17 protein-coding genes, 1 pseudogene and 1 other annotated feature are annotated in these 16,609 nt (G+C 42.5%); of the genes and pseudogenes, 11 read left to right on the top strand and 7 right to left on the bottom strand.

From position 1 onward, the window contains the following. Positions 1-83 precede the first annotated feature (83 nt). Genes AE2B122_RS12945 through AE2B122_RS12935 form a run of 3 tightly spaced genes read left to right on the top strand, consistent with a single transcriptional unit; the run spans position 84 to position 5,225 of the window. Positions 84-1,652, top strand: a complete 1,569-nt coding sequence (locus AE2B122_RS12945) for a diguanylate cyclase (protein WP_175074354.1) — start codon at positions 84-86, stop codon at positions 1,650-1,652. A 14-nt stretch (positions 1,653-1,666) separates the two neighbouring features. Beyond that, positions 1,667-2,029 carry a response regulator transcription factor gene (locus AE2B122_RS12940; protein WP_095219485.1) on the top strand — a complete coding sequence of 121 codons (363 nt, stop codon included), beginning with the start codon at positions 1,667-1,669 and terminating at the stop codon, positions 2,027-2,029. Continuing rightward, positions 2,022-5,225 (top strand): ATP-binding protein, encoded by a 3,204-nt coding sequence (locus tag AE2B122_RS12935; protein ID WP_175074353.1) that lies wholly within the window; start codon positions 2,022-2,024, stop codon positions 5,223-5,225. The genes AE2B122_RS12940 and AE2B122_RS12935 overlap by 8 nt, the downstream gene beginning before the upstream one ends. A 42-nt stretch (positions 5,226-5,267) precedes the next feature. Here the strand turns inward: AE2B122_RS12935 and AE2B122_RS12930 are convergent, their stop codons facing one another. The 3 genes from AE2B122_RS12930 to AE2B122_RS12920 all read right to left on the bottom strand — a co-directional run bounded on the left by AE2B122_RS12930 (position 5,268) and on the right by AE2B122_RS12920 (position 6,513). Beyond that, positions 5,268-5,435 (bottom strand): DUF3813 family protein, encoded by a 168-nt coding sequence (locus AE2B122_RS12930; RefSeq protein WP_141230070.1) that lies wholly within the window; start codon positions 5,433-5,435, stop codon positions 5,268-5,270. A gap of 1 nt (position 5,436) precedes the next feature. Further along, positions 5,437-5,580 (bottom strand): hypothetical protein, encoded by a 144-nt coding sequence (locus tag AE2B122_RS12925; RefSeq protein WP_170937469.1) that lies wholly within the window; start codon positions 5,578-5,580, stop codon positions 5,437-5,439. Positions 5,581-5,685: 105 nt separating this feature from the next. After that, positions 5,686-6,513: a Cof-type HAD-IIB family hydrolase gene (locus AE2B122_RS12920; protein ID WP_095271325.1), complete on the bottom strand. Its 828-nt coding sequence runs from the start codon at positions 6,511-6,513 to the stop codon at positions 5,686-5,688. Positions 6,514-6,668: 155 nt separating this feature from the next. On the opposite strand from AE2B122_RS12920, the gene AE2B122_RS12915 reads away from it, so the two are divergent. The 3 genes from AE2B122_RS12915 to AE2B122_RS12905 all read left to right on the top strand — a co-directional run bounded on the left by AE2B122_RS12915 (position 6,669) and on the right by AE2B122_RS12905 (position 8,244). Further along, positions 6,669-7,433, top strand: coding sequence for a prolyl oligopeptidase family serine peptidase (locus AE2B122_RS12915; RefSeq protein ID WP_175074352.1), 765 nt, complete (start codon positions 6,669-6,671; stop codon positions 7,431-7,433). 83 nt (positions 7,434-7,516) lie between these two features. Beyond that, positions 7,517-7,828, top strand: a complete 312-nt coding sequence (locus tag AE2B122_RS12910; protein WP_038559343.1) for a metal-sulfur cluster assembly factor — start codon at positions 7,517-7,519, stop codon at positions 7,826-7,828. 92 nt (positions 7,829-7,920) lie between these two features. Further along, positions 7,921-8,244, top strand: a complete 324-nt coding sequence (locus tag AE2B122_RS12905) for a hypothetical protein (RefSeq protein ID WP_254593503.1) — start codon at positions 7,921-7,923, stop codon at positions 8,242-8,244. A 29-nt stretch (positions 8,245-8,273) separates the two neighbouring features. Here AE2B122_RS12905 and AE2B122_RS12900 read toward each other — a convergent pair whose 3' ends face one another. Next, positions 8,274-8,453, bottom strand: coding sequence for a DUF2929 family protein (locus AE2B122_RS12900; protein WP_095219481.1), 180 nt, complete (start codon positions 8,451-8,453; stop codon positions 8,274-8,276). Positions 8,454-8,560: 107 nt separating this feature from the next. Between AE2B122_RS12900 and AE2B122_RS12895 the strand changes: the two genes are divergently transcribed. Then, on the top strand, positions 8,561-9,154 hold the full coding sequence (locus AE2B122_RS12895) for a hypothetical protein (protein WP_175074351.1): 594 nt from the start codon (positions 8,561-8,563) through the stop codon (positions 9,152-9,154). A gap of 23 nt (positions 9,155-9,177) precedes the next feature. Here the strand turns inward: AE2B122_RS12895 and AE2B122_RS12890 are convergent, their stop codons facing one another. Beyond that, on the bottom strand, positions 9,178-9,390 hold the full coding sequence (locus AE2B122_RS12890; RefSeq protein WP_095219479.1) for a hypothetical protein: 213 nt from the start codon (positions 9,388-9,390) through the stop codon (positions 9,178-9,180). 227 nt (positions 9,391-9,617) lie between these two features. Here AE2B122_RS12890 and fabF point away from each other — a divergent pair, with 227 nt between their 5' ends. Next, positions 9,618-10,856 carry a beta-ketoacyl-ACP synthase II gene (fabF, locus tag AE2B122_RS12885; protein ID WP_095219478.1) on the top strand — a complete coding sequence of 413 codons (1,239 nt, stop codon included), beginning with the start codon at positions 9,618-9,620 and terminating at the stop codon, positions 10,854-10,856. A 200-nt stretch (positions 10,857-11,056) separates the two neighbouring features. Continuing rightward, positions 11,057-11,809 carry a YjbA family protein gene (locus AE2B122_RS12880; RefSeq protein WP_095219477.1) on the top strand — a complete coding sequence of 251 codons (753 nt, stop codon included), beginning with the start codon at positions 11,057-11,059 and terminating at the stop codon, positions 11,807-11,809. A gap of 32 nt (positions 11,810-11,841) precedes the next feature. Here AE2B122_RS12880 and trpS read toward each other — a convergent pair whose 3' ends face one another. Then, positions 11,842-12,828: a tryptophan--tRNA ligase gene (gene trpS / locus AE2B122_RS12875; RefSeq protein WP_095219476.1), complete on the bottom strand. Its 987-nt coding sequence runs from the start codon at positions 12,826-12,828 to the stop codon at positions 11,842-11,844. 58 nt (positions 12,829-12,886) lie between these two features. Next, positions 12,887-13,092, bottom strand: a binding site (T-box leader). A gap of 55 nt (positions 13,093-13,147) precedes the next feature. Beyond that, on the bottom strand, positions 13,148-13,504 hold the full coding sequence (locus AE2B122_RS12870; protein ID WP_175074350.1) for a DUF3899 domain-containing protein: 357 nt from the start codon (positions 13,502-13,504) through the stop codon (positions 13,148-13,150). 336 nt (positions 13,505-13,840) lie between these two features. Between AE2B122_RS12870 and AE2B122_RS12865 the strand changes: the two are divergent. Further along, positions 13,841-15,546: pseudogene (locus tag AE2B122_RS12865) on the top strand (peptide ABC transporter substrate-binding protein). A gap of 135 nt (positions 15,547-15,681) precedes the next feature. Then, a complete protein-coding gene (gene opp3b / locus AE2B122_RS12860) occupies positions 15,682-16,608 on the top strand; it encodes an oligopeptide ABC transporter permease (RefSeq protein ID WP_175074349.1) in 927 nt (308 codons plus the stop codon). The last annotated feature ends 1 nt before the right edge of the window (position 16,609 follow it).

The raw sequence follows: 16,609 nt of genomic DNA, 5'->3' as shown, positions 1-16,609 counted from the left end.
GGTTTTTGTTGTGATATAATCAACCTGCAATCTTAGCTATTACACCAAGAGTTAAGTGCTTAATAAAGATAGAGGTGTACAGATTGAAGAAATACCAAGAGATATTTACGACGAAAATTAATGAAAGTTTTGCGATGTTCAAGCAGCAGGACACGATACGAAAAGGAGATTTGTATCAGCTAGTCCATCAAATGAAAGGCACAGGAGCATCTATAGGTCTGAATACCTTGTCTGAAGTTGCAGAAGCCCAGCTGATCCGCATAGCGGAAATAGAAGGAGAACGTCTGCCGAAAGATATTTGGATGCCAGTCATAGAGGCAATCGAGGCGGTATTACAGCAGCAGGCTGAACTTCCTGCTAGACCACGGGAACTTATCAGGCAGGAGCCTTTATTGTTAATATCCAGCAATAATGACTGGCTCATGCGAGCGAGAGAGCGTATCGAGAAGGAGGGGCTTCAAGTTATTGTAGCTGCGGACAAAGAACGTGCAATTGCGCATCTTTATGAAGCACATCCACTTATAACACTGGTAGATGGCAGCTGGCGAGAGCATATTACTAAGGAAGATACTGTCTATGTTCAGCAGAAGATGTTTTCCTTTGTTATGTTTATTGGCGGAAATCTTAAATTTGAGGAAAAGCAGCTTTATTTTCGGAATGGCATCACAGATATAATTGATCAGCATGAAGTGGATGAGTTGGTAATCGAAATCATTTTTAATCGTTTGAAACTTTTAGATACGATGGAGCAGCAAGTCATTGTCGATCCACTAACACAAGTATATAACCGTTCATTCTTAGCTGGCTTCCCGGCTGGTCGTGAGTCGGATTTTACATGTGCCGTGCTTGATATCGATAATTTTAAACAAGTGAATGATACATATGGTCATGCTAGCGGTGATATTGTCCTGCGGGATTTTGCTGCCTATTTGAAAGGTGCTGTGAGAGAAGAGGATTATGTCATCAGATATGGAGGAGAAGAGTTTCTTCTGCTCATGCCAGGCATTAAGGGCGAACTGGCAGCAAGCCGCTTGCGCAAGATCCTAGAGGGCTACATACACCAGCCGCATGAGTTGGCTCAGGCAACTATCTATACATCCTTTACAGCTGGAGTGGCATCGATAGTAAGTGATGAACAATTATTGCTGGAGCAGCTGATCGAGCAAGCAGACCAAGCGCTGTATTACGGAAAACGTAACGGAAAGCAGCAAGTAAATGTTTACGAATCTTGTCATCATAATATGGGAGAAGAGCCTTACAAATCTCTTTATCTATCGGTAGTAGATGATGATACTATCATTCGTTCCTTGCTTCAGGACAATCTGGAAGGCTTACAGATGGATGGGTACCGTGTTCAGCTAAGAGCTTTTGCAGACGGTAGCTCTTTGTTAGACTCCGATTGGATCAGACAGGCGGGCAAGCACATTGTTCTCCTTGATGGTGTTATGCCGGATATGGATGGACTCGAAGTGCTGTCAGCTTTACGCACATATTCAAACGAAAAGAATTTGTTCGTTATGATGCTGACAGGCAGGCAGGATAACCAGGATGTAGTGAAAGCGCTGGAGCTTGGAGCGGACGACTATATGACAAAGCCATTTCATGTCGAAGAAGTGGCAGCCAGAATCAAAAGACTGACGCTCCGCACCTAAGAGGGGGAAATAAGATGGCAAGAATATTAGTGGCTGACGATGAAGAGGTATTGCGTATGTTAATTACTGATACTTTGGAAGAAGAAGGTCATGAGATTGAGAATGCAGTTGATGGAAACGAAGCACTGCAAAAAATGCAATCAGAAATCTATGATTTGGTGATTCTGGATAATATGATGCCCGGCAAGACAGGAATCGAGGTAGCCCAGTCGCTTTCAGCAGATTGGAAACGGAAATGTCCGATCATTATGCTGACGGCCAAGACACAGCAGGCTGATATTGAAGAGACGAAAAGAGTGGGAATTCCTTATTATATGGCGAAACCGTTTAGTCCAGCTCAGCTGATTTTGTTAGTAGAGGACATACTTAATGCCTAATTACTTTCGAAAATCGATTAAGAGGCAGTTCCTTTATATTCTTTTCTTTGTTCTGCTGGCAACAATGATAGGCATTGCAGCCTTCTTTTATATGCATTATTCCACCAATAAGCAATATGAGAACGAGCGGAATGTTTTGGTAGAGAAGCGAGGCGTTCTGCAGAATATTAAATCCGACTTCAGTGACATGGTATTCCATATGCGTGGCTATGCTCTTTATACAAATGATCAGGAAAGACAAAATGCAGAGAACTCCCACATATCGCTAGAGGATAACCTGGCTAAGCTAGGAACATTTGATCTTTCCTTGCAAGAACGTGAGAATCTGGCACGTCTCCAGAGTTTTGAGGCTATCTATTGGGATACCTATTATCCAGAGATGCAGGAAGCTATTGAGTCAGATAATTTGCAGGTCATTACAGGTGATGTAGCAGATGAGCGGATAGACGAAATCAATGGTATCCTGCGCGTTACAGAAAACTTGAGACAGCATAACGAGGATGCTGTAACCGAATTGCATGATGAATTCATGCGGGATAACACGTGGGAATCTTATATGCTGTTTCTCTTTGTCCTACTTATATTCGGTATATTGTTATTCTTTAACCGACAGTTCACTCGGAATATAGGAAAGCCTTTGTATGATCTATCCAATGCTTCCTATGACGTAGCACAAGGGAAAAATGTAACTATTGCGCCGCTTGAGCGAAATGATGAAATTGGTATTCTGTCGGATGCATTCCGGGATATGACGAAGCGTATTCGAAATCGGGAACAGAATCTTTCCGAAAAGAATACGAAACTCACTGAACAGCAAGAACAGCTGGAGAGCTTCGTCAATGATCTTCGTAATTTGAACTGGGCATTGAATGAATCTTCGATGGTAATCGTACTGGATAACAAAGGGATAGTTACGCAGGTTAATGAGAATTTCAGTTCCATTTCTCTGTATCCGGAGAAAGAGCTAATCGGAAGGAGTCTTCTTGGGATTATCGCGCATGAAGAGAATACGACAGACATCAGGACAGTTTTTCCTGAGCTGTTTAAGGGTCACGCTTGGAGTGGCACATTGGAACATCTGAAAAAAGATGGTTCAAGCTATTGGGTCCATGCAACAATTGTGCCGTATTCAGATGAAGACAAGGTGATAGAACAGCTTATCGTGATCGAACAGGATATTACTCGAATTGTAGAGACTGAGAAGATGCTCCGAGACTCGTTGCGCGAGACCGAGGAGACAAAGCAAGGTATCGAACGAATGAATCGCATGAATAATACTTTATCCGTTACGATGGAGAAACAGGCACTCCTGGATACGATCATGAAAGAGTTAGCTGCTCTTTACCGGTATGATCATGGAGTCATTTTCATGACAGAGACTCCTGAGTGGGCAGCAATTGGGATTGCAAAACAATTTGAAGAGCCGGTAGCTGCGCATTTCCAGACTGTGATTCAACGTCTGGAAGGAAATCCAGAACCATTTATACTTGAAAGGCAAGCAGACAAAGGGGAAGCAGGTTATCGAGAAAACGGAATTTGTGAGGACCTGCATATTCCAGTGCAGAACTCTGCTGGAGAGCTGGTTGCAGTATTTATCTGTACAAGGTTCCAGCGGCCATTCCATGAGTCAGAACAGAGAGAATTGAATTGGATACTGAGACGACTCAGCTTATTCCTAGATAAGATCGAATCCTATGAGCTGACTGAATATAATAGACAGCTTAATCAGGATATCATCGATAATGTGAATGAAGGAATCCAGTTTGTCAGCAATACAGGCGAGCTACTGCAGTATAACGCCAATTGGCAGGCATACCTGCAGCTTGATGCCGTGCAATCCCGCCGGGACGCTTGCAATGAATATACGAGTTGGATGGAGTATAGCAGTGTATATATCGAGAACAAGGAAGAATACGAAACATATGTGAAACAAGCCATCTTCGAGGGGGAGCAGCCAGCGGGCGGACTGCGGCTGCGTGTTAGCGGCATGCAGAACAAAATACTGTTGCTCTATCATGTATCTATTAAACGACATGATGAGAAAATCGGTACCCTTTTTGTTTACCGTGATATTACTGCGGAATATGAAGTAGATCAGATGAAATCAAATCTTGTTAGTACGGTCAGCCATGAACTAAGAACACCGCTGGCAAGTGTACTCGGCTATACAGAGCTGATGATCACCAAGGATCTGAAACCTGAGCGCCAAGCAAGATACTTACAAACGATTCATCAGGAAGCGACAAGGCTGACGAACCTGATTAATGATTTTCTGGATTTGCAGCGCATGGAAGCAGGAAAGGAAGAATATGTGAAAGAAAAACAGCCTTTCACACCAATTGTAGAGCAGGTGATCGAGAACTTCCAATCTACAAACACCAATCATAATCTTGTTCTCCAGCAAAGTAGCGCTTACGATCATGTGAGTGTTGATCGGGACAAAATGATCCAGGTGCTGACGAATCTGCTCAGTAATGCCATTAAGTTCTCTCCGGATGGCGGAGATGTGGTCGTTTCTGTTCAGCAGCAGGAGCATCAGCTTTATGTCCATATTTCGGACGAAGGTATCGGCATACCGGATCAAGAACTGGGGCGACTGTTCCAGAAATTCAATCGACTTGATAATTCCAGCAGCCGTAAAATTGGGGGTACTGGATTAGGTCTTGCAATTTGCAAAGAAATCATTGAAGCTCATGATGGAAAAATCATGGTCAGATCAGCGGAAGGTGAGGGCAGTGTCTTTTCAATTGTTTTGCCATTGGTTGAGGCAGATAAGCATTTCCACTCAGAAGTCGAATGCGGCTGCCAAATAATTCTGCTTGAGGATGATCGCAGTTTAGCGCTTCTTCTGGAGGATGAGTTGAAGGATGCTGGCTTTGATGTGAGCCGATTTATAACTGGAGAGGCACTGATCAAACAGCTGCCGTATTTAAAACCAGCAGCATTCGTAATTGATTTGATGCTTGGTGAAGGTTTGGATGGCTGGGATGTCATTCATGAAATCAAACAGCATCGAGAGCTAAAGCAAATTCCGATTTTTATTTCTAGTGCTATTCAGGAAATGGACAAGGCGAAGCACTATCAAATCAATCATTATTTGATCAAACCATACCCGCCGAATAAGCTGTCGACTGTTATTTTGCAATCAATCCTCCAGCATGGAAACAAAGGATTCATTGCATTTAAAAAGGAATAATATTAAAAAAGGCAGATCCGAAAAACGGATCTGCCTTTTTTGTTACTGGTCGAACTTCTGCTCGAATTCCTGCAATTGCTGCTTTTCTTCTGCAGATGCATCGTTGTATGCAGATTGGATAGCCTCTTGCGCTGTTGCAGAGTCATCCTGGCTTGGTTTATTAGTCAAGCCCTGCACTTTTTTCTTGGCTCTCTCGAAGAAGTTTTCCATCCTAAAACCCTCCATTATGGCTTTCTGATTGATGCTTCTTCACACTATCGCTGAAACGTTCGCGGTAGACGAAAACATCGTCATGCTGCCTCACCGATTGCGCTCCTTGACTTGTGAACCGTTTAGATTTACTTCTCTTACTCATTCGTTACCCCTCCGAACGTCTAAAGAAGTAAAAGCATAACCGGCTTTACCCGATTACGCTTTTATTTTGCTCCTTGCACGCAGGAATTATGATTTGTAAAAATTGTTAATTTGCCGGAACTTCGAGCTTTAGATAAGAATGAAGGAAGGATGCAATGCCATCCTCCATATTCGATCCTGTTGTATAGTTTGCAATTTCCTTCAATGGTCCGATTGCATTGCCCATTGCAACTCCTGCACCAGCATACTCAATCATTTCTAAATCATTGTCTTCGTCACCGAAGGCGATGATGTTTTTCTGCGGTATATCATAGTAATGGGAAATTTTCTGCAGTCCGACTGCTTTACTCAGGCCTTTGCGAATGATTTCGATGATGTGGTATGGTGCACCCCATCGTCGATGCTCAATTACTTCAGCATGCTCTTTTTCAAGCGACTCCCGTATGGAAGCAACTTGGTTTTCGTGCGGATAAATGAGCAAGGAAGTTGGATCATCTTGCAATGCCTGCTTCAAGCTGCCGACTTTAATCGGATCATCTTCTTCCTCCAAGTGGAACAAATCCAGTAAGTATTGGTCGAAGCGATCGATATATACATCATCCATCACTTCTGCAATTATATTTTTCACATCAAGTTTATTGCATGTGTCCACGATTTTACGTGCAGTACGGACCGGCATAGGGGAGTGGACAGCGTCCCATTTTTTATCATCCGGATGATGGATGAGCGCTCCGTTGAAATTCACCATCGGGGTAGTGAGCCCGAGTTCACGATAATATGCCAAGGAAGCACGGTGCGGTCTTCCTGTTGCGATAACGACAACATGACCAGCATGTATTGCTGCCGCTATGGCTTGCTTGTTCTTTTCTGAGATGTGTTTGTCATCTGTTAAAAGTGTTCCATCTAAATCAAGTGCTATCAAATGTTTTTCCATTTATTATCACCTCTATATTGTACATTATAGTGTATCCTTCTCTTACGTATCTGTAAAGAAATCGTCAAGACGAAGGAGTTTCGATTTACAAAAGCTGCCTGGACATACTAAGATGAAGCAGTAGGTAATGGAAAACGTTGAAGAGGATGAAGTAAATGATCGTCATTAAAGAAGAAGTTTGGAACGAGGTGCCATTGCTTCGAATAGAGCAAGCAGGTGCTGAAGATCAAGAACTTCCTGTGTTTACATATTTCCATGGTTTCACTAGTGCCAGGGAACATAATCTTCCTATTGCGTACATGCTCGCTGAAAAAGGCTACCGTGTGCTTTTGCCGGATGCTCTTCACCATGGTATACGAGAAGACGGTGTTAGCAACAATAAACGCCAGATGGAATTTTTCGCAATCGTAAAGGAAAATTTATATGATTTACAGCAGATTCATCAGTATGCATCTGAAAAAAGCTTAATACAGAATAATCGCTTTGCAATTGGCGGTACAAGTATGGGTGGTATCACGGCTTGTGCTGCGCTGACACAATTTGAGTGGATCCAGGCTGGTATGGTAATGATGGGATCTCCAAAGATTGCAGCATTTGCCCGCGGTATGGTGGATGCGGTAAAGAAATCCGGTGTTGAAATGAATATACCGGAGGAAGAATTGGAGCAGTTGTTTACCTCTCTTGAGAGTATCGATCTATCCCTGCATCCGGAGGCAATTGGAGATCGGCCAATGTTCTTCTGGCATGGTGATCAAGATCCTGTTGTTCCGTATATACATTCCCGCAGTTTCTATGAGATGCTGGAATACGAAGCCGTAGATCAGGAGCAGTTCACGTATGTTACGGAAGCGGGATCCGGACACAAGGTTTCCAGAAAAGCGATGCTTGCTGGAACGGCATGGCTGGAGAAGGTACTGTAGCAGTTTATTTCTATTTTGACGAAAATATGTTTAAATAGATGCAGACAAACAGTTTCTTGAACTGGGATAAAGGAGGAGCAGGAATGGATCAAGCGTTGGAAGAGAATATGCTCGGTGCACTGGAAAACGTAATCGACCCTGAATTAGGAATTGATATCGTTAACCTTGGCCTAGTGTACGGAGTAGATATAGATGAAGATGGTACTGGTATTGTTACGATGACTTTGACTGCGATGGGCTGTCCGCTGGCTGGCCATATCGAACAAGATGTCAAACGGGTTCTTATGGATATTCCAGAAGTGAAGGAAACGAAAGTGAATATTGTATGGAGTCCGCCGTGGTCTAAAGACCGCATGTCCCGTTATGCGAAGATAGCGCTAGGGATTCCGGATTAATAAGTAGTCCTCTTGCCCTGCAAGAGGGCTTTTTTTTGCACACAGGACACTTTCCCGGCATAGGCTGAGGGTGTAAAGGGGGAAGGTTCATCGTGACGAATTCTTATGAACAATCACATCCACAGTCCCATCATATGATGGATATGTGTAAGCAGCATAAAAATCAATATGTTATTGTGCAGCTTATGGATGGCTATCAGATGGATGGCATCGTTTTGGATGTGGATGATGAGTATGTCCATCTCGCAATACCTGCAGATGAGCAGTATGATTATGTGGAAGAGGATGACGACGATTATCGCAATCCATATGGATATCCGGGCTACGGATACGGGTACGGATATCCCGGCGGTCGTTTTCGCCGGCTGGTATTACCGCTTGTAGGATTGGCAGCACTCAGTCTTATTCCATGGTAAAAGAAAAAACCTTGCCAAGCGGCAAGGTTTTATTCGTGTTCTTCTCCTTTTGGAAGAACAGCAGATACAGTCCATACACCTAGACTGAAGATGATTGTCATGACGATAACTAGTGACATATCGTATGGATCACCTGACATGCTCGTCAGCACAAACGCTGCGACAGCACTTAGGACGAAAGCCCAAATAATTGTTGCGACAAACCGCATTAGTATCACCTCTATTATTCACACATATACTTCTATCATAGCAGGTTCCGGTCAAAAAGAAAATGATTCTTGTGCAAATCCTCACATGGATAGGAGAAGTGAAATTCATGCATTTCCTCGTTAGTCAGTGTTATTCCTGGGAAGGGTATCATTTAGTCCAGGCATTATTGGAAGATGGCCATGAAGTGTCAGGTCTGCATGGGCAATCCTTATCAGATAGAGAGACGCATTTAAGTATGTATATAGGGCGTCATGCTATGTTCCGCGAAGGAGTGCAGGACACAGAGTATAAAGCGCATGTCAGTTTCTTCGGCACGGCGGACAGAAGTGTTGAAAGCCAATACCATGTAGATATTAGTTATGCTGCAGACGATACTCCTGAACTAGAAAAACAAATTCTGTTACCAATCTTATACGGTGAATGGATGGCAAGAGATGAGGAAGCAGTTCAATGGCATGGCAAACGGATTTTGTTTGATGATGAAGATTTCCTTAGAAATGCACTGCCAATCAAATCTGTGATGCAAACGATTAGCAAGCTGTTATCAGGGGATGGAAGCACGAACAATTATCGTTTTTATACAAAAGAGGTATGTCCGGAGCAGGAAGATCGAGCAGCTATTGCTCTCACACGTAATATAAAGGATGATTTATCTAGTTTACACAAACACTATGCACAATTCAGATTCTTTTATGAATAAGCCTGCTCCGTCCAGTCAATTCTTCATTTTTTCTTAATGAATTTTGTCGCGTGGTTTTTTAGGTGTTTTACATATGGAGAGAGCTGCTCATAAGTCTCCATGATTGTGCCTGCTGTCTCCATTAAATTGAATTCTTTTTTCGGTTCCTCTTTTTTTAATTCCTCTCGTTCCGGCTCTGGCTCTGAATTCCTTCTCTTTCCAAAAAGGAATTCATCCATACGTTCGTCTCTTCTCATCACCGCACCTCCATACGTTACAGTATGTTCGCAGACAACGTCTTGTCTATGTCTTTACCTAATTTATTGAAAGGGAAGATAGATTGTTTTTACTTAACAGCTTACAGAACACGAAAAATACGTTACAATATATCTCAGATTATGCACTTTATCATGGTCATTATTTTAATTAGACCAGTCAGAACAGCTTCAGCATGATTCTTTGCTGAAGAAGGAGGAAACAACGTATGGAAAAGAAAAGAGTAGTTGTCACGGGACTAGGTGCGGTGACACCAGTTGGAAATGACGCCGCTACAACGTGGCAGAATCTCTTGGAAGGTAAATCGGGTGTGGATGTCTTAACCCGAGTAAATAAAGATGATTACCCTGCGAAGGTTGCAGCGGAAGTAAAAGATTTCAATCCTGAAGATTATATGGAAAAGAAAGATGCAAAACGCATGGATCTTTTCACACAATATGCTGTGGCAGCGAGTAAGATGGCTGTCGAAGATGCGAATCTTGAGATTACAGACGAAAATGCAAATCGCATAGGAGTATGGATCGGTTCTGGTATTGGCGGAATGGGAACATATGAAGAACAGTTCGAGAAGCTAATGACTAAAGGGCCTCGTCGTGTTAGTCCATTTTTTGTACCAATGATGATACCGGATATGGCTTCTGGCCAAGTATCCATCCAGCTTGGTGCAAAAGGAATCAACTCTTGCTCGGTTACAGCTTGTGCATCCGGAGCGAACTCGATCGGAGATGCTTTCAAGGTAATTGAACGTGGTGATGCAGATGCAATGATCACAGGCGGATCGGAAGCACCTTTAACAAAAATGGCTTTCGCGGGCTTTTCAGCTGCCAAAGCACTTTCTTTTAATGATGATCCGAAGACGGCTAGCCGTCCATTTGATGCAAACCGAGATGGTTTCGTAATGGGAGAAGGAGCGGGTATTTTAATCTTAGAATCACTTGATTCCGCTTTGGAACGTGGTGCAACGATTTATGCGGAAATCGTCGGCTACGGAGCATCTGGTGATGCCTATCATATCACTGCGCCAGCTCCAGAAGGTGAAGGTGCTGTACGTGCGATGCGTCAGGCAATGGAAGACGCTGGGCTGCAGGCAGATGATATCGACTATGTTAATGCACATGGGACAAGCACAGAGCTAAACGATAAATTTGAAACAGCCGCTTTAAAACAGCTTCTAGGAGATCATGCTTATCAGACAGCTATTTCTTCGACGAAATCAATGACAGGACATATGCTTGGTGCTGCTGGAGCAGTAGAAGCGATTATTTGTGTCAAAGCAATCCAAGACGGTATGATTCCACCAACAATCAATCAGATGGAGAAAGATCCGCTTTGTGATTTGGATTATGTACCAAACGTGAAACGTGAGAAGAAAGTTCGCGCCGCTTTGAGTAATTCCCTTGGTTTCGGCGGCCACAATGCTGCACTTGTATTCAAGCAATATCAGTGATTTAGAGAACCTCCTAATTCTTAGGGGGTTTTTTTATTTTTTCAATCATATAATACAAGAATAAATCTTTGCTGGTTGGTCATAATGTATCCTACTACAAGCCACACGGCACGCGCTCCCTACACCCAATGGTTTTAGCTGCATGCAAGCGCGTACCGGAGTCGGATTAGCAGAATCGAAAAGCAAAGTGAGGGTTATCTATGTTATTTATGCATGATATTTGGGTGAACTGGTTTGAAGGAGAAGAGAATGGCTATAATGTATGCTCCTTTCATGAATGGCGAAAGGAAGACGGCATCGAACTGCTCGATCAGGTACCGCTGCTCTACATAGAAGATGCGCTGTTCGCATACATCGAAAATGATTTGAGGGAGCTTCCAAAGCCAATGTTAGACATGATTCACCGGAAAGCGTTCCTTCGCAAGAATCAAGAGCGAATCGCCATCGACTATGCTTGCATTGTAACGAACGGAAAAGCAATCCTTGCAATCGATACGATGGGGTATATCACGCCTGTCAGAAAAAGCAGGCTAATTCCCCGGCAGGAGCGGCTAGTTTACCAGATGATTGAAGATGCTCATCCCGAAATCTTTAACTGGCAGGAAGAAGAGGAAAAGAAAGAGTACCACATCCTATCCCTGAAACCCGATTTAATGGTTGGACTCACAAGAAAAGAGAGACAGCTGAAGCAGCTTCTAATGATGACGATGGATCAGCTAGAGACGAGTGAGAATTTGGAACAGGTCAGATACTGGCTCACAGAATGGAAACCTGAGGAGTATCATATGAATCGTTCACTAGCATTTCAGGAAGCATGGCAGAAGCTATACGATGGAGTTTCCGTAGGATGGAGCAAGAAGCAAGAAGAGCTATGCGAAAAGATGGTAAAAGGCCAGCCTTTCTACGAAAAACTATGGGAGCTTGAACAAAATGATCAGGCAAAAACTTCATAAAAAATAACCGGCAGTTATCTGCCGGTTATTTTTTATTTTCCGCGACCTAATCCCATCGCTTTTTTTGCTTTGCGTAATGTTTTGTTTGCAACTGCTTGTGCGCGTTCTGCGCCCTTATCAAGCACTTCATCCAAGGCATCGCTTTCCATCCATTCATAATAACGCTGCTGGATAGGAGATAGCATGTTAACGACTGCATCCGCAACTGCTTGTTTGAATTCACCATACCCGCTGTCTGCAAATTCCTGTTCGCTTTTCTCGATTGTCTTATTTGTCGCGACCGAATAAATTGTAAGCAAGTTGCTGACACCCGGTTTGTTTTCTTTATCATAGCGAACGATGCCCTCGGAATCGGTAACCGCACTCTTGATTTTCTTCTCGATTTGCTTCGGTTCATCCAGTATGAAAATAGAAGCTTTTAAATTCGCATCGGATTTACTCATCTTCTTCGTCGGTTCTTGCAGGGACATGATCCGTGCACCGACTTTCGTGATTTGGATATCCGGTACAGTAAAGATATTATTGAAACGGTTGTTGAAACGTTCTGCTACATTGCGAGTCAGCTCCAAATGCTGCTTCTGATCATCGCCGACGGGAACGATATCCGTATTGTATAGAAGAATATCGGCAGCCATAAGCGGTGGATACGTTAGTAAAGCAGCTGAAACACCATCCTTACCATCGGATTTATCTTTGTACTGTGTCATGCGTTCCAATTCACCGATATAGCTGATCGATTGGATCATCCATCCTAGCTGCGTATGCGCAGGTACTTCGGATTGAATGAAGAGAACGGATTTCTCTGGATCGATTCCAGCAGCTAAATAGAGTGCTGCAAGAGAACGGATCTGCTGCTTCAGCTTCAATCTGTCCTGCGGTACAGTAATCGCATGTTCATCAACAATACAGAAGTAGCATTGGTTCTCTTCCTGCAGAGCAGGAAATTGGCTAAGTGCGCCGATGTAGTTGCCCAGTGTCAAGCTGCCGCTTGGCTGGATACCTGAAAAAATTGTTTTCATATTAAAATCATCCTCCTAAAAAAAGACACAAAAAAATCCATTCGCTGCCTGCATTTGCTGCAGGGACGAATAGACCGCGGTGCCACCCTAATTATCCTTCTAAATGAAGGATCACTTGATGCAGTTAACGCCTGCTTAAACGGCGGGAGACAATCCCGCAGCTCCAAAAACCCAATTTCCGCTACCCATGGTGCTTGTTCCCACCAGCCACAAGCTCTCTTAAACCAGAGGAGTACCGTACTATATTTTCTTCGTCGCTTTTATAATCCTGTTAGTTATTCATTATATGCATCTTGCGACCGGTTTGCAAGCTGGTCTCTCAGATGAGGTAGTAGATCGCAAGGAAGATAAGCATCAGCCCAATTAAGACAGCAGCTTGAAGCTGCATATAGCTTAGGAAAGAACGATTTACCCATTCAGATGGCTCTCCATTCTCTTCTAAGTCGATCATACCTCTGCTCATATACTTACCAAATCTCCTAAAACTTCTTGTTATCCCATCCAGTACTCTTCCTTTTATGACGAACAACAGCAGTGCTACGATAAAATAGAAGAAAGCTACATAGAAGAGGGAGTTTATCAAAGAAAGAAGATTGTGCTGATCTGATAAGAAGAAAAGCAATCCTGTGATTGCTAAGTTAATTATTAATAGAATCAGATTTCTTTTACCAAACAATATACATTACCGCCTTCAAAAGATTATGAACAATTATAGCACAAGTATAAAAATGATAATGGAGAACATTTCTTCCTATTACGTATGATTGCTCATAGGGGTAATTATACTTGGATTTGTGTAAAAAGTATAAATTTAAGTGTGAAATCCGTAAAATAAACTAGTAAATAAGACCTATTTTTTGTTATGAAAATGCAATGTTTTCGCACTTTTGTAAAATTCGTTTAAAATTAGGGGTGCACAAATTGTGAGAAAACTTGTATAATTCTAATTGCGAACAAGTTGTTCGTAGAAAAGTGATAAAATTTAGAATTTTTGGGGAGGTCATGTTTTAACATGAGAAAGTCGAATTGGCTATTGCTTGCACTTGTTTTAGTACTTAGTTCATTCCTTGCTGCATGTTCCGGAGGCTCTGACAGCTCAGGCGGAAGCGGCGGCGGAGAAGGCGGAAGCGGAGATAGCGCTTCAGGCTCTGCTAACGGCGATCAAGTATACAATCTAACAATCGGTGATGAAATTCCATCTATGGATTCTTCACTTGCGGATGACCAATATGGTATCCAGTGGACTTCCGAGATTCAAGAAGGTCTTTACCGTCTAGCGGAAGATGGTTCCCTAGCAGAAGGTATTGCTACTGGTGATCCAGAAGTAAGCGAAGATGGTCTTACTTGGACATTTAAACTTCGTGAAGATGCTGAGTGGGAAAACGGTGACCCTGTAACTGCAAATGACTTCGTTTACGCTTGGCAACGAGCGATCAATCCTGATACAGGTTCTGAGTACGGTCCATACATGATGAGTGGCGTCATTAAAAATGCTACTGAAGTTAACCAAGGTGAAGCTGAACTTGACGAACTAGGTGTTACAGCAGTTGACGACTATACATTGGAAGTACAGCTTGAAAAGCCAGTTCCATACTTCGAGTCATTAACTACATTCCCTACATTCATGCCTTTGAATCAGAAATTCGTTGAAGAACAAGGCGAAAACTATGCACTTGAAGCAGAAAACCTGCTTTCCAACGGTCCTTTCAAAATGACAGAATGGAACCACGGAAGCACAATGAAATTTGAAAAGAACGATACGTACTGGGATGCTGATACTGTACAGCTAGAGGAAATCAATCTTCAAGTTGTTAAAGATACAGCTACTGGTGTAAACCTTTATGACACTGGCGCAGTTGATCGTACTTCATTGACTGCTGAATTCGTTGATCAACGTATTAATGATCCTGATTACTTACCAGTACCAGACATGGCTTCTTGGTACTTGAAATTAAACCAAAACCGTATGGGTGAGGAAACTCCTCTTGCGAATATCAATGCACGTAAAGCTATTGCTCAAGCAGTAGATAAAGATGGTCTAGTTAACGTAGTATTGAACAATGGTTCTACTGTATCTAACGGATTAATGCCTAAAGAATTTGTAAAAGGTCCAGACGGTGAGGACTTCCGTGATGCTAACGGTGATCTATTGACTTATGATACAGAAGCTGCAAAAGAAGCTTGGGCTACAGCGAAAGAAGAGCTTGGACAAGACGAAATTACACTTGAAATCCTTACAGGTGACGCAGATATCTCTGTTCAAATCGTAGATTACTTGAAAGAACAGTTAGAAAGTAATTTGGAAGGTCTTACAATCGAAACAATGCAAGTACCATTCCAACAAAGACTTGATCTAGATACTGCTGGAGACTTTGATATCCAAGTATCTGGATGGGGACCGGATTATATCGACCCTTACACTTTCATGAACCTATTTGTTACTGATGGTGAAAACAACCGCATGGCATATTCAAGCGAAGAATATGATTCTCTAGTAGAGCAAGCATCTACTGAAAATGCGACAACCCAGAAGCTCGCTGGCAGAATTTCCTAGATGCAGAGAAAGTATTGCTTGAAGATGCAGCAATTGCGCCTTTGTATCAAGCAGGTTACTCCTACCTACAGAGCCCGAAATTGCAAGGCGTATTCTCAAACCCAGCTGGTAACGACTTCGAATACAAATGGGCATATGCAGATAACGCTGCTGCAGAAGAATAAGTTTAAAAATAAACTTATATGAAGTGAATGAGGATAAAGAGAGTATAGCCCGTTATGGCATATACTCTCTTTTCCATTGGTATACGTTATCGGACAATAGGGAATTTTTCGACAATTAATTCAGGAGGTGCTCATGTGGCACGTTATATAGGACAGCGAGTCATCTACATGATCATAACGCTATTTCTAATAGCTACTATATCATTTGTATTGATGAAGTTATTGCCGGGTTCACCTTTGGCAAATGCTAACAAATTGACAGAAGCGCAGCAAGAAGTGATCTATGAAAAATATGGATTGAATGATCCAATTCCTGTTCAGTATGTGAACTACCTAGGAGGACTTGTCCAAGGAGATTTAGGTATTTCCTTCAAATATGATAATCGAGCAGTATCCGATATACTTGGAGATCGTATCGGTCCATCTGCTCAACTAGGTATTCAAGCTTTAATTATCGGTACAGTTTTGGGGATATTACTTGGATTGATATCAGCAATTTATCACAATGGTATATCAGATTATTTATCTACCATCATTGCTGTATTGGGTACATCAATTCCATCCTTTGTTTTTGCGGGCTTGCTGCAATATTTTGTAGCTGTAAAATGGGGTGTCCTTCCAGTAGCGACTTGGAATGGCTTTGAATACTCAATATTGCCAACAATAGCCTTAGCTATTTTCCCAATGGCTACATGTGCAAGATTCATGAGAACAGAGATGATCGAAGTATTAAACGAAGATTACATTACTACAGCAAGAGCAAAAGGCCTGGCTGGCGCAGCTATCGTCTTCAAGCACGGTATCCGAAATGCTTTAATTCCTTTGATTACAATTCTAGGACCACTGGCTGTAGGATTGCTTACAGGAACGCTTGTTATTGAGCAAATCTTCTCTATTCCTGGAATCGGCGAACAATTCGTAACATCTGTTACTTCGAATGATTTCCCTATCATTATGGGTACGACAATGTTCTTCGCAGTCGTGTTTATTGTAATGATATTGATCATCGATATCTTGTACGGATTGATCGACCCTAGAATTAGGCTTTCTGGAAAGGACTGAG

The sequence above is a fragment of the Terribacillus sp. AE2B 122 genome, assembly GCF_902497585.1.
GTDB classification, from domain to species: Bacteria; Bacillota; Bacilli; order Bacillales; family Amphibacillaceae; genus Terribacillus; species Terribacillus saccharophilus_A.
The sequence above is the reverse complement of the archived record's forward strand: the minus strand, read 5'-3'. Positions and strand labels throughout refer to the sequence as shown.

What these genes read in the sequence shown, in the direction of transcription:
- AE2B122_RS12920 (WP_095271325.1), bottom strand. Translation starts at nt 6,513, where the DNA reads ATGGAAAAACATTTGATAGCACTTGATTTAGATGGAACACTTTTAACA.
- AE2B122_RS12930 (WP_141230070.1), bottom strand. Translation starts at nt 5,435, where the DNA reads ATGGAAAACTTCTTCGAGAGAGCCAAGAAAAAAGTGCAGGGCTTGACT.
- AE2B122_RS12900 (WP_095219481.1), bottom strand. Translation starts at nt 8,453, where the DNA reads ATGCGGTTTGTCGCAACAATTATTTGGGCTTTCGTCCTAAGTGCTGTC.
- AE2B122_RS12890 (WP_095219479.1), bottom strand. Translation starts at nt 9,390, where the DNA reads ATGAGAAGAGACGAACGTATGGATGAATTCCTTTTTGGAAAGAGAAGG.
- AE2B122_RS12895 (WP_175074351.1), top strand. Translation starts at nt 8,561, where the DNA reads ATGCATTTCCTCGTTAGTCAGTGTTATTCCTGGGAAGGGTATCATTTA.
- fabF (WP_095219478.1), top strand. Translation starts at nt 9,618, where the DNA reads ATGGAAAAGAAAAGAGTAGTTGTCACGGGACTAGGTGCGGTGACACCA.
- AE2B122_RS12910 (WP_038559343.1), top strand. Translation starts at nt 7,517, where the DNA reads ATGGATCAAGCGTTGGAAGAGAATATGCTCGGTGCACTGGAAAACGTA.
- AE2B122_RS12880 (WP_095219477.1), top strand. Translation starts at nt 11,057, where the DNA reads ATGTTATTTATGCATGATATTTGGGTGAACTGGTTTGAAGGAGAAGAG.
- AE2B122_RS12935 (WP_175074353.1), top strand. Translation starts at nt 2,022, where the DNA reads ATGCCTAATTACTTTCGAAAATCGATTAAGAGGCAGTTCCTTTATATT.
- AE2B122_RS12915 (WP_175074352.1), top strand. Translation starts at nt 6,669, where the DNA reads ATGATCGTCATTAAAGAAGAAGTTTGGAACGAGGTGCCATTGCTTCGA.
- trpS (WP_095219476.1), bottom strand. Translation starts at nt 12,828, where the DNA reads ATGAAAACAATTTTTTCAGGTATCCAGCCAAGCGGCAGCTTGACACTG.
- AE2B122_RS12925 (WP_170937469.1), bottom strand. Translation starts at nt 5,580, where the DNA reads ATGAGTAAGAGAAGTAAATCTAAACGGTTCACAAGTCAAGGAGCGCAA.
- AE2B122_RS12940 (WP_095219485.1), top strand. Translation starts at nt 1,667, where the DNA reads ATGGCAAGAATATTAGTGGCTGACGATGAAGAGGTATTGCGTATGTTA.